Genomic DNA, 23,554 nt, shown 5'->3' on the forward strand with positions numbered 1-23,554 from the left:
GATGGATAACAAACAAGAAAAATGAACCGGCCGGCCTGACGCCTGCCGGGGAATCAGACCAGCGCCTGGCCGTTGCGCACAAACGGTGGGCGGACGAGCTCGGCCGGCAGCCATTTGCCACGAATTTCAACCTCGACGTGCTCGCCCGGCTCGCAGCCGGCCGGTACGCGTGCCAGGCCAATGGAAAAGCCCAACGTGGGCGCCATAGTGCCACTGGTGATCTGGCCTTCGCCCTGTGGCGTGCGCACTTTCATGTGGCCGCGCATAATGCCGCGCTCAAGCAGCTTGAGACCCAGAAGCTGGTGATCACGCGAGGCGGACTCGAGGGCGTCACGGCCCACGAAACGGCGGGTTTCGTCTTTAAGCGAGACGGTCCAGGCCAGGCCGGACTCTAGGGGATGAACGGTTTCGTCCATATCCTGGCCGTAGAGATTCATGCCGGCTTCGAGGCGCAAGGTATCGCGTGCACCCAGGCCGCAGGGATGCACGCCGGCGGACGCCAGGGCTTCCCAGAAAGCTTGCACCGCTGTGACAGGGAGGACGATTTCAAAGCCGTCTTCACCGGTATAGCCCGTGCGGGCCACCAGAGTGTTTTCGTCGACCATGGTGCCATTGAAAGGTTTGAGGTCCTGGGTGGCGGCTTTCCACTCGGGGCGCACGGCCCAGACGGTGTCACGCGCCTTGGGGCCTTGCACGGCGATCATGGCCAGATCGCGGCGCGGCGTGATGGTGACACCAAATGGCTGGGCCTGCTCTTTCATCCAGGCGATGTCTTTGTCGGCAGTGCCGGCATTGACCACCACGCGCCAGCGGTCGGAGGCAAAGAAGTAGACGATGAGGTCGTCGATGACGCCGCCATTGGGCAGCAGCATGCACGAGTACAGAGCCTTGCCCGGTGTGCCGGCAATCTTGCCCACATCATTGGCCAGCAAATGGCGCAGGAAATCGGGGGCGGAGGCACCCGTGACGTCGACGTTGAGCATGTGCGAGACATCGAACATGCCCACGGCCTGACGCACGGCGTGGTGTTCTTCGAGTTGCGAGCCATAGGCCAGTGGCATATCCCAGCCGCCAAAATCAACGATCTTGGCGCCAAGTGCAACGTGGGTATCAAACAGAGGTGTCCGGGACATGGTGAGAAGGGCTCCATTGCGATAGAACGGCAGGGTTGCCGGCAGCGCCCTTCTGTCCTTTTGCCTGAGAGTTGCCCCACACAGCGGGGGTTCACCTTCGGCGCCCGCCCCAGGTAAAACCGGGCGAGTCTCTCCAGAATGCTGCGATGCGCGTGCGGCATCATGGGGATGGTACGGGGTGCCTGAGCGATTCTGGGCGAATTGCGCCTTCGGCGGCCGTCAAACAACAGACGGCGCTCTCCCACCCACATCGGGTGACAGCAAAGGCAAAATATACCCTGAAACAGGCCAGGTCAACAATCCGCAATAGAGACCAGGACTTGCCACCGGCAAGATACGTTGGCCTGCCAGGACTCCTCAGGCAGGCTCAGATGTATCCCTGCTCGCGCCAGCGTGCCCGCGTCTCGGGGCTGACACCCAGATGGTCCAGCAGCTGCTCTGTATGCGCACCCAGCGCCGGTGCAGCTGATTGAATCCCACCGGGCGTCGCCGACAGCTTGGGCACAATGCCGGGTACCTGGCAGGGCGTACCATCTGGCAAAGTGTCTTCAAGAATCATCTCGCGAGCCTGGTAATGCGGATCGGCGGCAATATCGGCGATATCGTAGATGCGGCCCGCTGGGATGCGCGCCGCATTCAGCACTTCAAGTGCCTGATCCTGCGTGCGCCCAGCCGCCCACTGGCCGATGGCCGCATCGATGCGCGCTATCTGTGCCACCCGGCCAGGATTGTGTGCCAGCACAGGATCCTGGCCCAGATCGTCACGGCCAATTGCCTTCATCAGACGTTGGAAAATACTGTCTCCATTGCCGGCAATCAACACATAACCATCCTGGCAGGCATAGGCATTGCTGGGCGCAATACCCGGCAAGCTGCTGCCAGCGGGCTGACGCACTTCGCCAAATACGGCGTATTCGGGCAACAGGCTTTCCATCATATTAAAGACGGATTCGTACAAAGCCACGTCAATCATCTGCCCTTCGCCGTCACGATCACGCGCACGCAAGGCCAATAAGACACCTATCACTCCATGCAGGGCCGAGAGCGAATCGCCAATCGACACTCCCACGCGTACCGGCGTACGGCCAGGCTCGCCACTTAAATGGCGTAGCCCACCCATGGCCTCGGCGACCACGCCAAAGCCGGGACGGTCGCGATAAGGCCCGGTTTGGCCATAGCCGGATACCCGCAGCATCACCAGCCGTGGATTGATGGCATGCAGATCGCCCCAGCCCAGCCCCCAGGCCTCAAGCGTGCCAGGCTTGAAATTTTCGACAACAACATCACACTCGGCCACCAACTGCCGAACCAGTGCCTGGATCTCGGGCTGACGCAGATCCAGCGTAACCGACTGCTTGTTGCGCGACTGTACCTGCCACCAGACAGAGGTGCCCTCATGCAGCAAGCGCCAGTTGCGCAAGGGGTCACCCTGCCCGGGGGGCTCAACCTTGATGATTTCAGCGCCGAACTCGCCCAGCATCTTGGCGGCAAAGGGCCCGGCAATCAGCTGGCCGAGCTCTAATACGCGGATACCCGCCAGCGGTTTTTGACGCGAAGTGGTGGGAGTAGCGGCGGAAGCGTTCATGGCAGATCCTGAAAAGCAGATGCCGTTGATTCTAGCGCGGCCGCATGCCGCCCCTACGACCAGCGCAGCGTCTTCTTATGCCTGGACAGCACCAGATACGAGTGCGCGCCCGCAGGCCACCCCGGACGCCCAGGCCCACTGAAAGTTGTATCCCCCCAACCAGCCAGTGACGTCCACCGCTTCGCCTATGACGTACAAGCCAGGGCAGCGCTGCGCCTGCAGGCTGCGTTGATCCAGCTCGGCAGTATCCACACCACCGCGCATGACCTCGGCCTTTTTATAGCCCGCCGTCCCGGTGGGCCATAGTGTCCAGCCGTGGATGCCTTCGCCCAGGGCGCGCAGATTGCGGTCGGACACATCGGCAAGACGCAGGCTGCCCAGGCTGCCCAGGTTGCCGGCAGCATCTGCCCCGGAACCCGCGCCGCCCGTGGCTGCAGCCTTGCCCGCCCAAGCAGCACCGCTTTGCGCCAGCCAGGCCTCTGCCAGACGCCGGGGCCAGATGGCAGACAGGGCCGTCAGCAAGGTTTGGCGGCTGCCCGATTTGGCGGCCACCAAAGCCTCACCCATGGCCTGACCTGGGGCAAGATCGACTCGGATGGGGTCGCCCGGCTGCCAGTAGCTGGAGATCTGCAGGATGCCGGGCCCGGACAGGCCCCGATGGGTAAACAGCAGATCTTCCAGAAACTCTGCCCGCGCGGAACCCCGCCGATGCTTGCGGTTCGCCTGCGAGCGCCTGCCCGCCGCCTTGCCATCTTGCGCAGCCACTGGCGATGAGTCTTCCGATGGAGGCAACGCAAGGTCTTTAGCGCCCGGGCGCATCTCGTGAGACAGGCAGACCTCCAGGGCTACGCCCGAGAGCGCCGCATACGGCTGCCAGTGCGCCACATCAAAGGTAAGCGGCACCAAAGCCGGGCGCGGCTCGACGATCTTCAAGCCAAACTGGCGGGCAACACGCAGGCTGAAATCGGTGGCTCCCAGTTGGGGGATCGCCATGCCGCCAGTGGCCAGCACCACCTGGGTGGCGGCAATCGGGCCGCTATCCGTATCCAGCACGAAGGCAGCCGCTTCACGGTGAACCGCCTGCACGGTGCAGGGCATGCGCCAGGCCACCTGCCCTTGCTGGCACTCGCGTTGCAGCAACTGGATGATGGATTCACTGGAATCGTCGCAAAAGAGCTGGCCGCGGTGTTTCTCGTGCCAGGACACACCATGCGTGCGCAGCAGATCCAGAAAGTCCTGTGGCCCATAGCCCCGCAGTGCCGAGCGGCAAAAATCTGGGTTACGCGACAGGAACTGAGCAGGGCCGGCCCCCAGATTGGTGAAATTACAGCGTCCGCCCCCCGAGATGCGGATTTTTTCGGCCAGACGCTTGGCGTGATCGACCAGCACAACGCGCAGGCCGCGTTGGCCCGCTACGGCAGCCGCCATCATGCCGGCGGCCCCGGCGCCAATCACTGCAACATCGAATGGGGCGCGGCTCATGCGGCCCCGCCTGCCGGCACGCCGGACTCACTATAACGCACGGCAGGCCATATCAGGAGGTTTCGCGGATGCAATCCACGTAGTAATGGCGCTCGCCCTGGGCGTCGGTTTCGCAGCCCAGGCCATGGACATCGGTTTCAAAGCCAGGAAACTGCTGATTGAACGCCTGGGTGAACTCCAGATAATCGACGATATCGCGGTTGAAGCGCTCGCCCGGAATCAGCAAGGGGATGCCCGGCGGATACGGCGTGAGCAGCACCCCGGTGACACGGCCTTCCAGTTGGCCGACGGGTACGCGCTCAACCTCACGGTGCGCCATATGGGCATAGGCATCGGCCGGACGCATGGCCGGCACCATGTCGCTAAGATACACCCGTGTCGTGAGGCGGGCAAAATCGTACAGGCGATAGGCTTCGTGGATTTCCTGACAGAGATCACGCAAACCCATGTGCTCGTAGCGCTTGTGCGAGCGGCTGAACTCGGGCAATACGCGCCACAGGGGCTGGTTGCGATCGTAGTCGTCCTTGAACTGTTGCAAGGCGGTCAGCAGGGTGTTCCAGCGGCCTTTGGTGATGCCAATGGTGAAGAGAATGAAAAACGAGTACAAGCCTGTTTTTTCGACCACCACACCGTGCTCGACCAAATAGCGTGACACCAGTGCAGCCGGGATCCCGCTTTCGGCAAAAGTGCCCGAGATATCCAGGCCCGGTGTGACGACGGTGGCCTTGATGGGATCGAGCATGTTGAAGCCTTCGGCGAGATCGCCAAAGCCATGCCACTCGTCGCCGGATCCCAGAATCCAGTCTTCGCGGTTACCGATGCCGTCTGCCACCAAGCGGTTGGGGCCCCACACTTTGAACCACCAGTCGTTTTTACCGAATTCGGACTCAACCTTGCGCATGGCGCGGCGGAAATCCAGTGCTTCACGGATGGATTCTTCGACCAGGGCGGTGCCGCCGGGGGGTTCCATCATGGCCGCAGCCACGTCGCAAGACGCAATGATGGCGTACTGCGGCGATGTGGAGGTGTGCATCAGAAAGGCTTCGTTGAAGATATTGCGATCGAGGTGGCGGGTTTCAGCATCCTGCACCACGATTTGCGAGGCCTGCGACAGCCCTGCCAGCAACTTGTGCGTGGAGTGCGTGGCGTAGATCATGGTGTCGTGGCTGCGCGGACGGTTGGGCCCGATGGCGTGCATGTCCTCGTAGAACTCATGAAATGCGGCATGCGGCAGCCAGGCTTCATCAAAGTGCAAGGTGTCGATCTCCGAGCCGAGTTTTTCTTTGATCATCTCGACGTTGTAGATGACGCCGTCATACGTGCTCTGCGTAATCGACAAAATGCGCGGACGCTTGTTGACAGCCTCGCGGGCAAACGGATTGGCCTCGATCTTTTTGCGAATGTTTTCGGGGTCGAATTCCTCGAGAGGAATGGGCCCGATGATGCCCAGGTGATTACGCGTAGGCCGCAGAAACACAGGGATTGCACCTGTCATGGTGATGGCATGCAGGATCGACTTGTGACAGTTGCGATCGACCACCACCACATCACCGGCCGCCACATTGGCGTGCCAGACAATCTTGTTGGAAGTGGAGGTGCCATTGGTGACAAAGAAGCAGTGATCCGCATGAAAGATGCGGGCGGCATTGCGCTCGGACTCGGCCACCGGGCCGGTGTGATCGAGCAACTGGCCAAGTTCGTCTACCGCGTTGCACACGTCGGCGCGCAGCATGTTTTCACCAAAAAACTGGTGGAACATCTGCCCCACCGGGCTTTTCAGAAACGCCACGCCCCCCGAGTGCCCCGGGCAGTGCCACGAGTAAGAGCCATCCGAGGCGTAATCCAGCAACTCGCGGAAAAACGGCGGCGCCAGGCTATCCAGATAGGCGCGGGCTTCGCGAATGATATGGCGCGCCACAAACTCGGGGGTGTCCTCGAACATGTGAATAAAGCCATGCAGCTCGCGCAGGATATCGTTGGGAATATGCTGCGACGTGCGGGTTTCGCCATACAGATAGATGGGAATGTCTTCGTTGCGAAAACGCAGCTCGCCAATAAATGTACGCAGGTTTTTGATGGCATTGGCCACATCCTCGGGCGAGTCTTCGTCAAATTCCTCGTCATCGATCGACAAAATGAAGGCACTGGCCCGGCTTTGCTGCTGCGCAAACGAGCTGAGGTCGCCGTAACTGGTAACCCCCAGCACCTCGACACCCTCGGCTTCGATGGCCGAAGCCAACGCACGGATACCAAAACCCGACGCATTTTCAGACCGGTAGTCTTCGTCGATGATGACAATGGGAAAGCGAAATTTCATGGCAACCACCGTGTGGGATGCTTGCGCAGCCCGAAACCGCCCTGGCACATGCCTGGCCAGGGCTTTAAATGTGAATGATCAGGTGCGCGGCAGCGTCACCCCGTGTTGCCCCTGATATTTGCCACCCCGATCGGCGTAGGAGGTTTCGCAAACCTCGTCGCTTTCGAAGAACAGCATCTGGGCGCAGCCTTCGCCGGCATAAATTTTGGCCGGCAGGGGCGTGGTATTGGAAAACTCGAGCGTTACATGGCCTTCCCATTCGGGCTCGAGGGGCGTGACGTTGACGATGATGCCACAACGCGCATAGGTGCTTTTGCCCAGGCAAATGGTAAGCACGCTGCGCGGGATACGGAAGTATTCGACTGTACGCGCTAATGCAAATGAATTGGGCGGAATAATGCACACATCGCCTTCAAAATCCACAAACGACCCGGCATCAAAGGATTTGGGATCGACAATCGAGGAATTGATGTTGGTAAAAATCTTGAATTCGCGGGCACAGCGGACATCATAGCCATAGCTGCTTGTGCCATAGCTGACAATCTTCTGGCCATTGACGGAGCGCACTTGCCCGGGCTCGAAAGGCTCGATCATGCCGGCTTGCGCCGCACCGCGGATCCAACGGTCGTTTTTGATGCTCATGGACATCCTCTGTTCAGTATTGCGTCATTTTATCAATCCATGGAGAACCAGCGATAGACCAATGCCAAACCACTGACCGTACCGGCTGTCACCTCTGCCTGAAGCCCGCGCATCAGGCGATAACTCAAGCGGGCCACCGTGCCGGTTTGTGCCAGGGCCTGCTCCAGGCTGGCGGTGAGATCCGTGCTCAAGGTTTTGCTGGCCCGCACAAATTGCTGCTCGATGGGGCTTGCTCCTGTATCCAGGCTGCGAACCACACTTTCTACCGGCAAGATGCTGCCGCTGCTGCCTAGCTCGCCCGAGCGCATACTGAGCTCGTCCAAACCAAAGCGCTTGTAAAAGGGCTCGCCCTTGGACAAAAACGAACTGCCCACAGACAATAGCAAAGACATGTCCGCTCCACCATTATCAGGCCCATGCCCCAGCAGCAACCAGGTCAGTTTTTCTGTCTCGCTGACATCGGGCTCGGAGATGAGGTCGATGCGTGGGCGACGGGCGGTACCCACCACTTGCACCCCCGCATGAACCGCCACATCGGTGCGCAGGGCCCGGATATCCAGTACCGGATTGGCGATATCACCCTGAAACGTAATCCGGCCACGGCGCAATTGCAGATGTTGACCATAAGCGTTGATCGCGCCACCGCGCGTGCGCAAGGCACCCAGGGCTGTCAGCTTGTCCCGCGCCCATTGCAGCTGCAGGCTGCCCACCAGGCCCGAATCCAGCCCATAACCTGTGAGATAAAAACGCGGCCCAAGATCAATCTCCAGATTGGCCTGCATGTCCAGCGAAGGCGCCGCTGGCTTGGGCGCTTCTTTTTCTCCGGCTTTCAGGATCACGACATCGCTGTCGAGCGCCGGAATATTGTTGAGCATGTCCAGATCAAACCAGCCAGCATCCGCCACGATCTTGCCTTGAAGGCCGATACGCGGCAACGTGGCATCGATATCCAACTGTCCACTGACCATCGCGTAGCGATCCGCCCGCTGCAGGAGCGGGTAGCGGTGAAACTGTATCCGTACCGCGCCGGTTTGCTCCAGCAAACTCCATTGCCCGCTAAGCTTGAGGTAGCCGTTTTGCGCATCTGGATCCTCTGCGATCCATGTTGCCGTGCGCCACTCTTTGGGGGTTACCCGGCGCACCGCAGGAAACCGCAGCTGATCCAGCACCACGTTTGTGCCGTCCATATGCGCCTGCAGCGTGCCCTGGATCAGGCGGATCCCCTGATCCAGCATCAGAAAACTCATGTTCTCGCCACGCAAGGGGCCGCTAAAAGACCAGCGCCCGCCAGGCAGGCTGTGCCCGCGGATATCGGCATGGACGGTGCCGCCGATCTCCATGGAGCCGTCCAGCAGGAGGTTGACCCATGCCAGATCTTCGGACTCGGCCTGGACGTGGATGTGCTTTTCGTCTTGCATGGAGATGCCAAAACCACCACTGGCGGTGCGGCGGATGGGCGTATCAGCCTGAATCCGCATCTTGCCCATATCGCGGGTAGCCACCTGCACGTCCATGGACGCCTTGCTGTTGCCACCACCGCCAGGCTGAATAACGAGATCAGCCCGGGCAGTCTCGAGCCCCAACTGAATGGGGATGTCGCCCGGTACCAGCAAATCGCCATCCAGACGCACCAGATGGATCGCACCTTCGAGCGCCTTGTCTTGCTTGAGGTTCCAGTCCAGCGCCATGCGTAACTGGCTATTTTCAGCCTGTTTGGCCAATGCCGTCTCGATACCGCCCTGATCACGCTTGGCCTGGCCCAGCCACGCCTGCAACTGACTGATCCGCTTGGGTGTAATCACCAGCGGATTGATTTTTCCCTGTGTGTGCCACTGCCCGGCCAAGCCACCAGATTCCTGATGCTGCAGTTTCAGGAGGATTTCACCCTTGAGCGCAATATCAACAACCCCTTGGCCCACCTGCCACTGCCCATGGGGGTCCAGCCGCACGGCAACAGGCCGCTCAGTGCGCAGACGGGCCGAGGCATGATCGATTTGGATGCTGGCCACTTGCCCCGCCCAGCCGGCATCCGCCTGCCAGCCGCCCTGGACTTTCAGCTGGACATCCACCGGGGCCCGGCCAGGGATATCGGCCTGTGCATCAGGCGGCTGATAGTGTGCCTGCAAGGTGAGCTGATGCTTGGCCACAGAGCCCGAGGTGTCGACCTTCAGGCGGCCCGTGCCGGGCAAGCCAGGCCAGATGGCTGCCAGCTTCGGGATGTTTGCGTCCACCACCAGTTTGCTCTGATCGGCAGCCAGACCACCGGATAGCCGCAGATGATCCGGCCCCAAATCCAGGGCCAGATCCAGGTCGTCCGCGCGCAAACTGAGCCAGTCCAGCGGGCCGGTGGCGGGATCCAGCAGTACCCCCTGCGCACGGCCCAACTGTCCCAGCCGCACGTGGCCGGACAAAGGCTCGCCATTCCATCGACTGCCCTTGCCCACATCCACAGACAAAGAGACATCTTTCAACTGGTGGGTGGATGTCAGGTGCAGTGTTCCCGTGGATTGGAGATTAAGCCGTGTCGCGCCCACGTCCCTGGGCAACCAGGGATCCAGCACAAGGTCACGGGCAGATAACTGCACGTCCACGGGCCGCACGCCCTGGCTGTCCGCCGCACCAGGCAGCACCTGAAGATCAAGGCCCTCGCTCTCGGACAAGGCCAGATGCACCTTGCTGCGACCCAGCGGAAACGCCTGGGAGGGCAGGAGCTCGGCCTCGGCCATCAATGACAGGCCTTCGCCCTCACCCCGGGCTTGCAAATGCATCGCATCCAGAGAGCCCGCCAGCTGCAGGTCGAGATCCAGCTGGCAACTGGGTCGGCCCGTGAAATCCGGCGCTCCGGGGGTCTGGCCGGGGGCATCCGCAACAGAGCCAGCCGGTGCGTCCTTGGCCGTATGGGTGACTGTGTTTTTTACAGAGGCCGCCTGCTTGTCTTGAACCGGGGCTGTGCGGGTGCCTTGCAGAGCAGCCCGCACACACACGGGCGAGCCCGCGGCGCGATCCTGGCCGCGCGCATGCAAATTGAGTTCGAAGGGCCAGGGCGCGGCAAAGCCACGCAAGGCAAGGTTGCCACTGGCCGATACCAGCGTGCTGCCATGGGCCAGCTGCAGCTGGTTTAAGGCAAGGCTGGCAGTGTCTGCATTGATTGTCAGTGCGGTGGAGACCCCCAGGATCTGGACAGGCAGCTCGGCACCATCCAGGCGCAGACCCAGACCACCCAACGACAAATGATCCACCTGCACGGTAAGCGGCAAAGCCGGCATCTTGAATGGTTCGGAAGGGGCTGCATCAGGATCTGACGCTTGCGTCACCACATCGACACGAACCACGGAAAGGTCATTAAGATGCAAACGGCGGTTGAGAAGCTCGGGCCATAATACCTTCAGGTGCAAACCAGTGACGCGGATGTCGGCCTGCGGCAGCACAATATGCAGGCCATCCACATAAATGCCCTCGCTGAGAGTACCCCGCACGCCATGGATCCGACCGTCCAGCTGCCCGACGGCAGTACGCAGTAGCCACTGGGTGCCCGACGTGCTGGCAGCACACCACCAGACCAGGCCCACCGCCAGCGCCAAGAGCAGCACCAGCGGCGGCAGAACCCAAAGCCCAAACATGCGCAGACCCCGGGCCAGCGCACGGCGCATGCGCAACAGCCGGCTCAAAACGCGATCCCCAAAGAAAACTGCAGACGCAAGCGCCGGTCTTTTTGTGCCCAAGCCAAATCGACAAAGAAGGGGCCTGCCGGGGTTCTCACCGCCAGCCCGGCGCCATAACCCAGGTGCCAGTCGAACTGATCAAAGGCGGGCGCTGCATCCCCTGCATCTACAAACACATTGGCCCCCAACACCTCGGTAAAGTAATGCGTGTATTCAACACTGAGCACACCCAGTGTCGGTGCACCGATCACGGCGTCGCCGCGTTGCAGGCCGATACTTTGATAGCGATAACCACGTATGGTGCGCGAGCCGCCGGTGCGCCAGGAAAAATCCTGGGGCAGGCGATTGGTGTGCGACCACACCTTGCCGATTTCACCACGAACCGTGAGCACGTCCCGATCAGCAATTGTCCACCATTGCTGCGCACGCAGGCTGGTGCGGTAAAACGGTTGGCCATCATCCAGCGTGGTACCCACACCGACCCCAAACTCGATCAGGTTGCCTTCACGCGGATCATATTTGTTATTGACGTCACGCCGCAGCCACTGCCAGGTGGCGGCCCAGCTGGGGACTTCGTATTTATAAGCCCCCGAGATACGGGTTTTGTCGTAGGCCAGCAAGCCCGCCAAGGTGGTTTCATATTCGACACGGCTGTCGCCCGCCGCCTTGCGCAGTTGGTTGCGCCTCCACCCCAGGCCGGAGCGGCTGGTTTCCAGCCCTTCGATGTCGGAGTGATCATATAAAACACCAAAGCTGTCGTTATAGCCCGAGGGGCTTGGCGGCAGGTGCACATCAAAAAAGGCACGCTGGCGGTCGCGATCAACCCCCGCACCGGTTTCTATCCAGACAGGCAGCCCAAAGACGACATTCTGGCGGTATAGCCCCTCAACGCGCACGCCGTGATCACTGTCCGCCCCCAATGACCCGCTGGCATAACGCGCCGGCGCCTCGGTTACCCGTACCCGCACAGGTAAGGTGACCGGCTCGGTTTCGGAGGGCGGCAGCGGCTTGCTTTTTTGATCCTGGATAGTCTCATCGCTGGTTTTATCAGCGTCTGCGGAGGTGGGATCGGCGTCACCATCGACCATGGTGACAAACGCCCCGCGAAAAAATGTGGTGGACTGCAAAGATTGCTGCCAATCTTCCAGCAAGGTCTGGTTATAGGGGTCGCCCGGCTGATATTGCACATAGCGCCGGATCAGGGATTCAGGTACGCGTTTTAGCCCCAGCACCTGCAGTTCGCCCATTTTTACCGGAGGGCCACTGTCGACATTGACCGCCAGATCAGCCTGGGAGGTCTCGGGATTGACCACTGCCTGTGTGGGATCAAGCCGGGCAAAGTAAAAATCCTGCTCGGCCACAGACTGCAGCAAACCTGCCTTGGCATCGTGCCAATCGTCGTTGATGAATGGCATCCCGGGCTTGAGCAGCCAATCCGAGCGCAAGGCATCACGCCGCCCCTGGTAGGCAGGCGTAGCAATGGCACCCTTAAAGCTTAAGCCCAGCTGACGCACCCGGGTGCGTATGCCGGGATCAATCGTGATGTCCCAGAACTCGCCTTGCCCAGGCGGCCCTTCGGTGACATCCAGGGTCACCTTGGCATCAAAATAGCCTTGCGTCTGCAAGGCGGCGTGCGCTGCATCCCAGGCACGGCGCCGCAAACGCGAGACCTCGCGCAGGTCTTGGTCGTCGGCCAGGCGGGTAATGGCGCCCACTGCATCGGTAATTGCCTGTAACACCTTGGGCGGCGAACTGCCGGGATCGATGATGACTTGTGGCGGTGCGGCCAGGGCGAAGGGGCTGGCCAGCAAACAGGCCAGCGCGCTGCAAGCAGCCGCGTTCGGTGCCCACAATATATTTGTGGCTGCCCATCGACTACCTGGCCTGCAGTTTGCCAGCACACGCTGGCATGCCGATATCAGGGCACGCCGTATCCGCATTAAACTTTGCGGGCCACAACCTGGGGCCGGGTTTTGGAATCATCCAGCGGCTGCCCCGCCACATGAACCGCCAGCCGGTGGGCGATCTCGTGGTACAGGCCTGCTGCCGTGCCATCTGGCGATGCCACTACGCTGGGACGACCCGAATCGGTTTCCTGGCGAATGTCGATTTGCAGCGGCAAACCACCCAGCCACGGCAGATGATAGGTGGCTGCCAGTTGACGGCCGCCATCCTGCCCGAAGATGGGCTCGGTGTGCCCGCAATTGGAGCACACGTGCACAGACATGTTTTCTACGATCCCCAACACAGGAACATCCACTTTCTGGAACATGATCAAACCCTTGCGCGCATCGGCCAAGGCAAGATCTTGCGGTGTGGTGACGATGATGGCGCCCGTCAAGGGCACCTTTTGCGCCATGGTAAGGGCAATATCGCCTGTTCCGGGAGGCATGTCCACAATCAAATAATCCAGATCGTTCCATTTGGTAAGCGAAAGCAGCTGGGTTAGCGCCTGGGTAACCATGGGGCCACGCCAGATGGCCGGCGCCTCGTCATCCATCAAGAAGCCGATGGAGTTGCTTTGCAGACCGTGGCCAACCATGGGTTCCATGCTTTTGCCGTCGGCGCTTTTGGGCTTGCCCGACAAGCCCAGCATGATAGGCACGCTTGGACCGTAAATATCCGCGTCGAGCAAGCCCACACGGGCCCCCTGTGCGTGCAGGGCAAGTGCCAGATTGACGGCCGTGGTACTTTTACCTACTCCGCCCTTGCCGGATGCCACGGCAATGATATTGCGCACCGTATCCAGCGGACGCAAGCCCCGCTGCACGGCATGCGTATCAATGCGCGACTGGAAATCCAGCTGGCCAAGGGTTACCCCCGCGGCTGACAGGGCTTGACCGATAGCTTCGCGCAAGGCAGGCTCACCGTTGAATACTGGGTAGCCCAGCGTTACAGTGATATCAAAGGCTTGTCCGGCAGGCCGGATTTGTAGATCGGCCTCTGTGACAGCCAGAGATTTTCGGGTATCCGGGTTAATGACCCGCGATAAAACCGTGCGGATTTCCTGGGGGGTGCTCATGAATCGTCCCAATGAAAACAATCGAAACCACAAGCATAGCGGATTCCCCTGGAAATCTGCGGATTGACCCCGATATGATCATTACCAACCGGGGTTGGCCCGCATGCCGCCATCCCCTGCAACTTTTTTCGGCCACAGAGGTCTTATTCATATGAACATCATCCAGCAAACCCTGCGAGCCGCCCTGTTTCTGGTTCTGGCCTTCTTTGGCCTGATCATGGCCATGATTTTCATGGCATCTACACTACTGGCCATCGCAGTGCTGTACATTGTGGCGCGCCTGCAAGGGCGCCCCTTCGGCGTCAAGGCCTACTGGGCCGAGCGCCGGCGCCCGCCCATGCCCAACCGATCCAGCCGATGGTCCGCAGAGGCCCCAACGGCTCGCCGTCAGGATGTCACCGACATCGAAATGCGCGAGATCCCGTGATCTCTGGCGGGCTGATAGAATCAGTGTTTTTCCCTAGTCAGCCCGCCCGCCATGCCGCGCACCCTATTTGTTACCACTGCCCTGCCCTATGCCAATGGCTCTTTCCACATTGGCCACATCATGGAATACATCCAGGCTGATACCTGGGTACGGGCCATGCGCATGGCGGGACACACCGTGCACTTTGTGGGCGCAGACGATGCCCATGGGGCACCTATCATGCTCAAGGCCGAAGCCGAGGGCATCACGCCGCAAGCCCTGGTGGCCCGCTACGCCTCCGAGCGCCCAAAATACCTCAATGGATTCCATGTCCGCTTCGACCACTGGCACAGCACCGACTCTGCCGAGAACATCGCGCTGTCCCAGGATATCTACCGCGCACTAAAGGCTGCAGGCTTTATCAACAGCCGCGAAATCGAGCAGTTTTACGACCCCGTCAAGGGCATGTTTTTGCCCGACCGCTACATCAAAGGCGAATGCCCGCGCTGCCACACCAAAGACCAATACGGGGATTCCTGCGAATCCTGCGGGGCCGTGTATAGCCCCACCGAGCTCATCGAGCCTTATTCGACGCTTACCCGGGCACGCCCGGTGTTGCGCAGCTCCGAGCATTTTTTCTTTCGGCTGTCCGATCCCCGTTGTGTGGCTTTCCTGCAAGAATGGACCACCGGCCGCCGGCAGGACGGCACCGCACGGCTGCAAAGCGAAGTGTTGGGCAAAACCCGCGAATGGCTGGGCACCGCAGAGGGCGCCGAAGCCAATCTGGCCGACTGGGATATTTCACGCGACGAGCCCTACTTTGGCATCCCGATCCCGGACGCACCGGGCAAATATTTTTATGTGTGGCTGGATGCGCCGGTTGGATATCTGGCGTCTCTCAAGGCCTACTGCCAGAAGCAGGGCCTGGATTACGAACAGCTGCTGTCGCCGGATGCCGACACCGAGCAAGTGCACTTTATCGGCAAGGACATCGTGTATTTTCACGCCCTGTTTTGGCCTGCCATGCTCAAGTTTTCGGGCCGAAAGGTACCCGACATGCTGCACGTGCACGGGTTTATCACGGTAAGCGGCGAAAAAATGTCCAAAAGCCGCGGCACGGGGATCTCACCGCTGCGCTATCTGGATATTGGCATGGACGCCGAATGGCTGCGCTACTACATTGCGGCCAAGCTCAATGCCCACGTCGAAGACCTCGACTTCAATCCGGATGATTTCATCGCCCGCGTCAACAGCGACCTCATCGGCAAGTACGTCAATATTGCCAGCCGCGCAGCCACCTTCATCACGCGGCACTTTGATGGCGCGCTGGGTTATGCAGGAGACACCCTCGAGCTGCAGGCCGAATTGCGTCAATGCACCAGCGCAGTTCAGGCCGACTTCGAAGCCCGCGATTATGGCCGCGCCATCCGGCGCATCATGGCTTTGGCCGACAAAATCAACCAGGCATTTGATGCCGCCCAACCCTGGGTGCTGGCCAAAGGCCTGGCTCAGGCCGACGATGCCCAAAAAGCAGCCTTGCAGGACGTCTGCTCACGGGCATTGGCTGGTTTCCAGGCGTTGTCGGTGATGCTCTCGCCCGTCTTGCCGGCGCTTACGCACCGGGTGGCCCACGAGCTCTTTGGCCATGCACGCAGCTATGTGTGGTCGGATGCCGATCAACTGCCTACCCGGATTGCCGCGTTCAAGCACCTGATGCAGCGTGTCGACCCTGCCCAGCTGGATGCCCTGTTCGAGCCGCCGGCAGAGCCCGTGGTTCAGCCCGGCGGCGAACCCATCGCCGACACCATCGACATTAAGGACTTCGGCCGGATCGATCTACGCATCGCCCGGATTGTCGAGTGCACTGCCGTAGAGGGTTCGGATAAGCTGCTGCGCCTTTCTCTGGATGTAGGCGAAGGCCGTCTGCGTCAGGTGTTTTCGGGTATCAAATCGATGTATCAGCCCGCCGACCTGGCCGGCAAACTGACCGTGGTGGTGGCCAACCTGGCCCCGCGCAAGATGCGCTTTGGCGTCTCCGAAGGCATGGTGCTGGCTGCCAGCCACGCAGACGAATCCGCGCATCCGGGCATCTATGTGCTTGAGCCCTGGGAGGGTGCCCAGCCAGGCATGCGGATTCACTAAGCGCCAGAGGGGGCCATCCGCGCATCCTAACGGGCAGCGGCTGCCTGGCCTGATCAGGTGATATTGGGGGTTTTCTCGCCAAACAGCAGGCGCGTCACCAGCGTCTCGTCGATGGGCTCGCCGCTTAGCGTGCGTGCCAGAATTTCACTGCCCAAGGCCTGCAGCGAAATCAGCATATCCGGATTGACCCGCTGTATCTTGGAGAGATGCATGGGCGAATTGACCAATGCCACCAGGCGGGTGTCGCTGCCACCCGCCTCACGGCCAGCCAGCACAATAAAGGCGTTTTCCGAATCATCCTGACGCAAGGCCAGGATATAGCGGGCCTGAGCCGCCCCGGCCTGCTGCAGCACGCTGGTTTCGGATGCATCGCCTTCGAGGATATCCGCACCTTCAGGATAGGGATGGCCCTCGGAAGAAGGGACAATCACCGTCACCTCGTGCCCACGCTGAAGCAGCGCCTCATACAGGCTTTGGGCCAATGGGCTGACCCCAGCCAGAATAATGTGATTTTTTCGCATGGCGTGCGTCATTCTCCCGTGCATCAAGCGTTTGATATTGCCACCAATCATGGGCACCACGACGGCACTGACGGAGGTGGCAAACACCGTGATCCCAAAAATAATGATGGATACTGTAAACAGGCGTGCCGCATCGGTATGGGGGCTGATGTCGCCATAACCTACCGTGGACATCGACACAATCGAGAAATACAGGGCGGTGACGGGGTCGTGGATGGGTGGCGCAAACTGATCACCCAGATACAGCACACCCAACACGGCATATACCAACAGGCTGACCACGCTAAGGACGGCGAACAGGCTGCCCGCTGCCAGGCTGGTACGATCGAACTGACGCCAATAAGCCCCCAGCAGGGCGACCAGCACCCCCGTATACACCAACAGGTCGATATGGCTCTGGCCACGCCAGAGAAAATAACCGCCCACCATCGCCAGGAGTACCAGGCTCATGGCCCAGGCGATTCGGGCGCGATACAGCAGCCCGATAGCCATTACCAGCACTCCAATCCCAAGCATCAGGCGCGACATCAGCCCGATGCCGCCGGAATCCAGAAACGCCGATACACCGGCACCATCACGCACCTGCAGTGCCGGCAACAGGCCCTGACCACCGATCAGCTGCCACAACGGCGCAAGAAACAGATAACCATCGATGGCGACCAGAATGGCAATCAGCCAATGCCAGGGAAACCGACGCATCAAGCGCCATACGCGGCTGAAAAAAAGCGGTGAGGGCACCAGCATTTGGGGCCAATCCTGTATGACCGACAAGGTTTTCAGTGTACTGCAGCAGCTTTACCTGACCGCCCTTATACTTGCGGGCATGACACCCGCTTCTGCCGTCCAAGTAGAGACCCCAGAGCGCCAGGTTGCTGCGCGCCGCAGCACCTGGGTCAGCGTCTGGGTCAATTTGCTGCTCACTGCTGTCCAGCTGGTGATTGGCATTTTTGCGCAATCCCAGGCCCTGGTGGCGGACGCCATCCATTCGCTCTCGGATCTGATCTCCGATGGCATTGTGCTGTTTGCCAACAAGCACAGCGGCAAGGCGCCGGATGCCGATCATCCCTATGGGCATTTGCGCTTTGAAACTGCTGCCACGCTGGGCATCGGCGTACTGCTGGCTGTCGTGGGGATCGGGATGCTATGGCGCAGTTTCGAGCGCCTGCAGGCACCCGACCTCATCCCGGTGGTGCATGCCGCCGCTTTTTATGTGGCACTGCTGGCGCTGCTGTCCAAAGAACTGCTGTTTCGCTATTTACTGTATGTGGCGGGCAAAGTGCGCTCTACCATGCTGGTGGCCAATGCCTGGCATGCGCGGTCTGACGCAGCCTCCTCTTTAGTGGTGGCATTGGGCATCGGCGCCAACCTGGCCGGCCTGCCACTGGCCGACCCGCTGGCCGCCCTGATCGTGGGCCTGATGATCATCCGCATGGGCTGGAAATTTTCATCGCAAGCCTTTAACGACCTAGTCGATCGTGCAGTCGACGATGAAACTGAACAGGCCATCCGCGAGCGCATTCTGGGCACTCCGGGCGTGCGTGGCATCCACGATCTGCGCACACGCAAAATGGGCGATATGGTGTGGGTTGAGGTAGACATCGAAATGGACGGCCAGCTGACTATCGAGGCCGGCCATGCCATTGCGGTGGCAGCCCGTGAGCGTGTCATGGCCGACCTGCCTGTGCTGGATGTCATGACACACTTTGATCCGGTTTAGGCAGCCATCCACGGGTACCCGTAGCACCTATAAATGCGTGGCATGCGGCGGTTTCTCGGGGGTTTGCATCCGCGACAGGCCCTGCACAATCCCGCAACTGTCCACCGCCTGCTCGGTCTGGCACTGGCCACGCAGCCGCAGCAACTGCCCGCGCAAATCCTCAAGCTCACGCAAACGCACCTGTACGTGAGCAATGTGCTCATCCAGCAACTGGTTGATATCCCCGCAATCGAGGGCCGGATGATCAATCATGCCCAGCAATGCCCGGATCTCGTCATGGGCCATGTCCAGGCTGCGGCAGTTGCGAATAAAGCGCAGGCGATCGAGATGCGCAGCGCCATATTGACGGTAATTGCCCGGGGTGCGCCCGGGCGCCGGCAACAGGCCGGATTTTTCGTAGAAACGGATGGTTTCCGTGGGGCAATTTGTGGCTTGTGCGAGTTCGCCGATCTTCATGACTTGCGTGCCTGCTGCTGAGAGTTCGAGGGATTTGACCTTGTAGTTACTACAGGGTGTTCAATCTCATCATAATCTGCATCACAGGCATTTGCCATGTCATCCTGCACGCACACGCACGCAGCCCAGCCCACTGAGCCCAACTGCTGTCACAGGCCTCACCACGCCCACAGCCCCCAAGCGGGCGCCGACACGCTGGCGGCCCCCACGCACGAGGGAAACGGACTGCGCACGCAGTTGCGGATCCTGCAAATGGATTGCCCCACCGAAGAAGCCTTGATCCGTCAGGCGCTGGGCAAGCTCCCCCAGGTGCAACGGCTGGAATTCAACCTTATTCATCGCGTGCTGACAGTCGTGCACACGCCAGATGCCCTGGATGCCGTCCTGGCTGCCATCCGGAACCTGGGCTTTACACCCGAACAAGCCATCGAAGGGCGCCCTGCCACACCGGAAACCCCCGAGCCCTGGTGGCCATTGGCAGCGTCGGGCCTGGCTGCTCTGGCTGCAGAAGCCGCACACTGGTGGAACACCCCCTGGTGGGTATCCGCCATGTTGTCCGTACTGGCTGTGGCGGGCTGCGGCCTGGTCACCTATCGCAAAGGCTGGACAGCCCTGCGCAACGGGCAGATGAACATCAATGCCCTCATGAGCATTGCCGTCACAGGCGCGTTGCTGCTGGGCCAATGGGCCGAAGCCGCCATGGTGATGGTGCTCTACACCCTGGCCGAGCGCATCGAAGCGCTCTCGCTGGATCGCGCACGCAACGCTGTTCAGAGCCTGATGCGGCTAAGCCCCGATGAGGCGCTGGTGCAGCAAACAGACGGCAGCTGGCACACCACGCCAGCAGACTCTGTGCAAACCGGCGCACGGGTTCGTGTGCGGCCGGGCGAGCGCATCGCCCTGGATGGCCAGATCGAGTCAGGCCAATCCACCGTCGACCAATCCCCCATCACAGGCGAGAGTCTGCCTGTCGATAAAAGCGCCGGAGATTCCGTGTATGCCGGCACCATCAATGGCACAGGCACGCTCGAGTTTCGGGTGCTGGCGGTGTCGGGCGACTCCACGCTGGCGCGCATCATCCGGGCGATCGAAACGGCACAATCGGCACGGGCCCCCACCCAGCGTTTTGTTGACCGCTTTGCCCGCGTGTACACACCGCTGGTGGTGCTTCTGGCATTGGCCATTGCGGTGTTGCCACCGATGCTCGGCCTGGGGGGCTGGTACGAGTGGATTTACAAGGCCCTGGTGATGTTGGTGATTGCCTGCCCCTGCGCACTGGTTATCTCCACGCCGGTCACGATCGTCAGCGGCCTGGCAGCAGCGGCACGCCATGGGGTGCTGATCAAGGGAGGCGTCCATCTCGAACAAGGGCGCCTGCTGCGTTGGATTGCTCTGGACAAAACCGGCACCCTGACGCACGGACGGCCTGTCCTGGCCGATCAGCACACACTGGGCACCCTGCCCGCACAGCAATGTATCGATCTGGCTGCAAGCATCGCCTGCCAGTCTGACCACCCGGTTTCTCGCGCTGTGGTGCAAGGCTTATCGGCAGAAAACCTGCCCGCCGTGTCCTCATTTGCAGCCTTGCCTGGCCGCGGTGCCCGCGCAACCTCCGAGCTGCAAACCTATTGGCTGGGCAATCATCGTCTGATCCACGAACAAGGTTTATGCTCACCCGCACTGGAAACCACCCTGGGTGCCCTGGAACAACAGGGCAAAACCGTTGTCATGCTGGCTGATAACCAGCAGGTGCTGGCCCTGTACGCCGTGGCAGACACCGTCAAACCTGAGAGTGCCACCGCCATTGCAAGCCTGCATGCCCAGGGGGTGCGCACAGCAATGTTGTCCGGTGACAATGCCCACACGGCAGCCGCCATCGGCGCCCAAGTGGGGATCGATCAAGTACAGGGCAACCTGCTGCCCGAAGACAAGCTGCAGGCGGTTACCCAACTGAGCCAAAGCCATGGCCCCGTGGGCATGGTGGGCGACGGCATCAACGACGCCCCTGCCCTGGCCCGGGCCGATATCGGTTTCGCCATGGGTGCCATGGGCACCGATACAGCCATCGAAACCGCAGATGTCGCACTGATGGATGACGACCTACGCAAGATCCCCTGGTTTATCGGATTATCCCGTGCCACACACCGGATACTGGTGCAAAACATCGCGCTGGCGCTACTGATCAAAGGGGTGTTTTTAGCCCTGACCGTTATCGGGCTGGGCACCATGTGGATGGCGGTGTTTGCCGATGTGGGTGCCAGCCTGCTGGTGGTGGGCAACGGCCTGCGCCTGCTGCGACATCAGGGATAATGCGGGACACAAGTACCCAGGCAATATCCACGATAATCCGCATGACAAAAAGAACCTCTTCATTCAATCTCTCAACGGTGCTCCCGCCAAAGGCACCGCGCCAGAGCCAGGAGATCACGCAGATCGGGCGCACACGGATGGATGCCTATGCCTGGATGAAATACATCCCGCCCTCCGGTTCTCGAACACTGGACGGATTACCTCCCGCTTTACGCATCCACCTGCAATCAGAGATGGCCTATGCAACCGAGGTCCTGGGCCCGCTGCACGCTGACATCCAGTGGTTTCTCGATCGCCTCACGGATCGCGCACCCACAAGCAACGCACCACCCAGGCCAAGCATGGCCGCCAACAGCTGGCGCTACACCAGTGAACTGCCCACCGGCGGATCGCACCGCATCTTCTCCCGCCATCCTCCTCAAGGCCAGGCTCAACCGCTCCTGGACGAAGCCGAACGCGCGCATGGCCACGCGTACTACCGTGCAACCGACCACCAGGCAAGCCCCGATGATCGCTACTTCGCCTGGGCCGAGGATCTCGTGGGAAACGATCGCCATCGCATCTGCGTGCTGGACACGATGACAGGGGATATCCGTACGCTGGTCGAATCCGATGCCTACGGCTATGGCGGCTTGGTCTTCTCACCCTCCTCGCAATCCGTGTTCTGGATCTGGCGCGACGCACACAGCCGCCCCACGCGCCTGTACCGCACGTCCATAGAATGTGGCGACACCACCCTCCTGCACGAGGAGCACGACCCAGCAATGTTCATGCAGGTCGCACGCAGCGCCGCCGGTGGTTTTGTGATGCTGACCCTGGCAGGGCCTGATACCAGCGAGGTTCACCTCATTGCAGCCGCGACTGAAAGCGATCCGCCCCGCATGGTGCAGCCCCGCAAGCGAGGAGTTCATTACACGATGGACGAGTGGGACGGCCGCTTGCTCATGCTCACCAACGCAGAGGGCGCCTTCGATCGCAAGCTGCTCGAAGTAAACCTGCAAGACTACTCAATCCAGACAGAGCTGGTACCCCATCGCCCAGGGATCACACTGCTGGCTGTTCATCCGTTTGCCGATGCGCTCATTCGTATTGAGCGACACCAAACACTGCAGCGTCTGGTAGTGATGCACCCGGAAGGAAAAGAGACGTCCATCGCGTTTGACGAGCCCGCCTACAGTATCGCCCTGGCGCCCTTGCAGGCCTATGAAACCCGACTGGTACGCTTCACGCACCAGACACCCGCCCACCCCTCTCGCTGGCTGGAGATGGATCTGCTTGATGGGCACTACCACGCTATCGGAGATGAGACGCCGGGCCGCTTCGACCCCTCGGCCTACCGGCTCGAGCGTCTCCATGCCACAGCCCCTGATGGTGCACAGATCCCCCTGACGGTGCTGTCGCGCAAGGATGTGCCTGCCAATGCGGCATTGCCCGTGCTCCTGACCGGGTACGGCGCCTATGGCATTGCCCACGAACCTGTATTTTCCTGGCCTGCCGCCGTACTGGTGGATGCCGGGTTTCGCTACGCCATCGCGCATGTGCGTGGCGGCTCGGAAAAAGGCTGGCATTGGTATCAGGACGGCTGCCGCGAAAAGAAACGCAACTCCATAACCGACTTCATCGCCTGCGCGCACCACCTGCTGGACATCGGCTATGCCGCGCCCGGCCGGATCGTCGCCCAGGGCGTGTCTGCCGGAGGGCTGCTGGTTTGCGGCGCCATGAACCTGGAACCCGAACTATGGGCCGGCGCCATTGCCCAGGTGCCCTTTGTCGATATGCTCAATACGCTTAGCGACGCCGACCACCCGCTGGTGCCGCTGCTGCGACCCGACTGGGGCGATCCCCTGGCCGATCCGCACGCCTACGACAGTATTGCCGCCATCTCGCCCTACGAGAATGTCCTGGAAGCGCACTACCCGCCATTATTGTGCACGGCGGGCCTGAAAGACGATCGTGTCCCCTACTGGGAGCCTGCCAAACTGATTGCCAACATCCGCCATCGGGCAACCGGAGACCAACCCGCAATATTGGTTTTGAATCCGGACAGCGGCCACCAGGAAAGTGACGACCAAGATCAGGCATTCGCCTCTGCCGCCCTGTTTTGGGCCTTCGCCTGCCGCTGCGCCGGGCTTACCCCTCACTGATCGCGGTAAGCCTGC

At 60.9% G+C, this 23,554-nt stretch carries 15 protein-coding genes and 2 riboswitches; of the genes, 5 read left to right on the forward strand and 10 right to left on the reverse strand.

The genetic code is table 11. From position 1 onward, the window contains the following. Positions 1–53 precede the first annotated feature (53 nt). From gcvT to apbC, 8 genes are all read right to left on the reverse strand, one after another. Entirely contained in the window at positions 54–1,133 is a 1,080-nt protein-coding gene (gene gcvT, locus ABS758_RS00480; RefSeq protein WP_350379641.1) for a glycine cleavage system aminomethyltransferase GcvT, read from the reverse strand. Positions 1,134–1,175: 42 nt separating this feature from the next. Next, positions 1,176–1,280, reverse strand: a riboswitch (glycine riboswitch). 12 nt (positions 1,281–1,292) lie between these two features. Then, positions 1,293–1,387, reverse strand: a riboswitch (glycine riboswitch). A gap of 113 nt (positions 1,388–1,500) precedes the next feature. After that, on the reverse strand, positions 1,501–2,718 hold the full coding sequence (locus tag ABS758_RS00485) for a CaiB/BaiF CoA transferase family protein (RefSeq protein WP_350379643.1): 1,218 nt from the start codon (positions 2,716–2,718) through the stop codon (positions 1,501–1,503). Between the two features lie 75 nt (positions 2,719–2,793). Beyond that, a complete protein-coding gene (locus ABS758_RS00490) occupies positions 2,794–4,200 on the reverse strand; it encodes a BaiN/RdsA family NAD(P)/FAD-dependent oxidoreductase (RefSeq protein WP_350379645.1) in 1,407 nt (468 codons plus the stop codon). A gap of 52 nt (positions 4,201–4,252) precedes the next feature. Next, positions 4,253–6,517, reverse strand: coding sequence for an Orn/Lys/Arg family decarboxylase (locus ABS758_RS00495; protein ID WP_350379648.1), 2,265 nt, complete (start codon positions 6,515–6,517; stop codon positions 4,253–4,255). Positions 6,518–6,595: 78 nt separating this feature from the next. Beyond that, positions 6,596–7,159, reverse strand: coding sequence for a dCTP deaminase (dcd, locus tag ABS758_RS00500; protein ID WP_350379649.1), 564 nt, complete (start codon positions 7,157–7,159; stop codon positions 6,596–6,598). A 32-nt stretch (positions 7,160–7,191) separates the two neighbouring features. Next, complete coding sequence (locus ABS758_RS00505; RefSeq protein WP_350379651.1) at positions 7,192–10,827, reverse strand: translocation/assembly module TamB domain-containing protein; 3,636 nt, start codon at positions 10,825–10,827, stop codon at positions 7,192–7,194. Beyond that, complete coding sequence (locus ABS758_RS00510; RefSeq protein ID WP_417251826.1) at positions 10,824–12,641, reverse strand: autotransporter assembly complex protein TamA; 1,818 nt, start codon at positions 12,639–12,641, stop codon at positions 10,824–10,826. The genes ABS758_RS00505 and ABS758_RS00510 overlap by 4 nt, the downstream gene beginning before the upstream one ends. Positions 12,642–12,760: 119 nt before the next feature. Then, positions 12,761–13,843 (reverse strand): iron-sulfur cluster carrier protein ApbC, encoded by a 1,083-nt coding sequence (gene apbC / locus ABS758_RS00515; protein ID WP_350379654.1) that lies wholly within the window; start codon positions 13,841–13,843, stop codon positions 12,761–12,763. Positions 13,844–13,994: 151 nt separating this feature from the next. On the opposite strand from apbC, the gene ABS758_RS00520 reads away from it, so the two are divergent. Both ABS758_RS00520 and metG read left to right on the forward strand, forming a co-directional pair. Further along, positions 13,995–14,270, forward strand: coding sequence for a hypothetical protein (locus ABS758_RS00520; RefSeq protein ID WP_350379656.1), 276 nt, complete (start codon positions 13,995–13,997; stop codon positions 14,268–14,270). A 51-nt stretch (positions 14,271–14,321) separates the two neighbouring features. After that, entirely contained in the window at positions 14,322–16,391 is a 2,070-nt protein-coding gene (metG, locus tag ABS758_RS00525; protein ID WP_350379659.1) for a methionine--tRNA ligase, read from the forward strand. A gap of 53 nt (positions 16,392–16,444) precedes the next feature. On the opposite strand, the gene kch is transcribed toward metG, so the two are convergent. Further along, positions 16,445–17,656: a voltage-gated potassium channel protein gene (gene kch / locus ABS758_RS00530; protein ID WP_350379660.1), complete on the reverse strand. Its 1,212-nt coding sequence runs from the start codon at positions 17,654–17,656 to the stop codon at positions 16,445–16,447. A 79-nt stretch (positions 17,657–17,735) separates the two neighbouring features. On the opposite strand from kch, the gene ABS758_RS00535 reads away from it, so the two are divergent. Beyond that, positions 17,736–18,629, forward strand: coding sequence for a cation diffusion facilitator family transporter (locus tag ABS758_RS00535; protein WP_350380204.1), 894 nt, complete (start codon positions 17,736–17,738; stop codon positions 18,627–18,629). A gap of 27 nt (positions 18,630–18,656) precedes the next feature. Here the strand turns inward: ABS758_RS00535 and cadR are convergent, their stop codons facing one another. After that, positions 18,657–19,085: a Cd(II)/Pb(II)-responsive transcriptional regulator gene (gene cadR / locus ABS758_RS00540; RefSeq protein ID WP_350379662.1), complete on the reverse strand. Its 429-nt coding sequence runs from the start codon at positions 19,083–19,085 to the stop codon at positions 18,657–18,659. A 96-nt stretch (positions 19,086–19,181) separates the two neighbouring features. Here cadR and ABS758_RS00545 point away from each other — a divergent pair, with 96 nt between their 5' ends. Further along, positions 19,182–21,395, forward strand: coding sequence for a heavy metal translocating P-type ATPase (locus ABS758_RS00545; protein ID WP_492304486.1), 2,214 nt, complete (start codon positions 19,182–19,184; stop codon positions 21,393–21,395). Positions 21,396–21,436: 41 nt separating this feature from the next. After that, a complete protein-coding gene (locus ABS758_RS00550; RefSeq protein WP_350379664.1) occupies positions 21,437–23,539 on the forward strand; it encodes a S9 family peptidase in 2,103 nt (700 codons plus the stop codon). The last annotated feature ends 15 nt before the right edge of the window (positions 23,540–23,554 follow it).

The sequence above is a fragment of the Castellaniella sp. FW104-7C03 genome, from assembly GCF_040276085.1.
Lineage (GTDB): Bacteria > Pseudomonadota > Gammaproteobacteria > Burkholderiales > Burkholderiaceae_B > Castellaniella.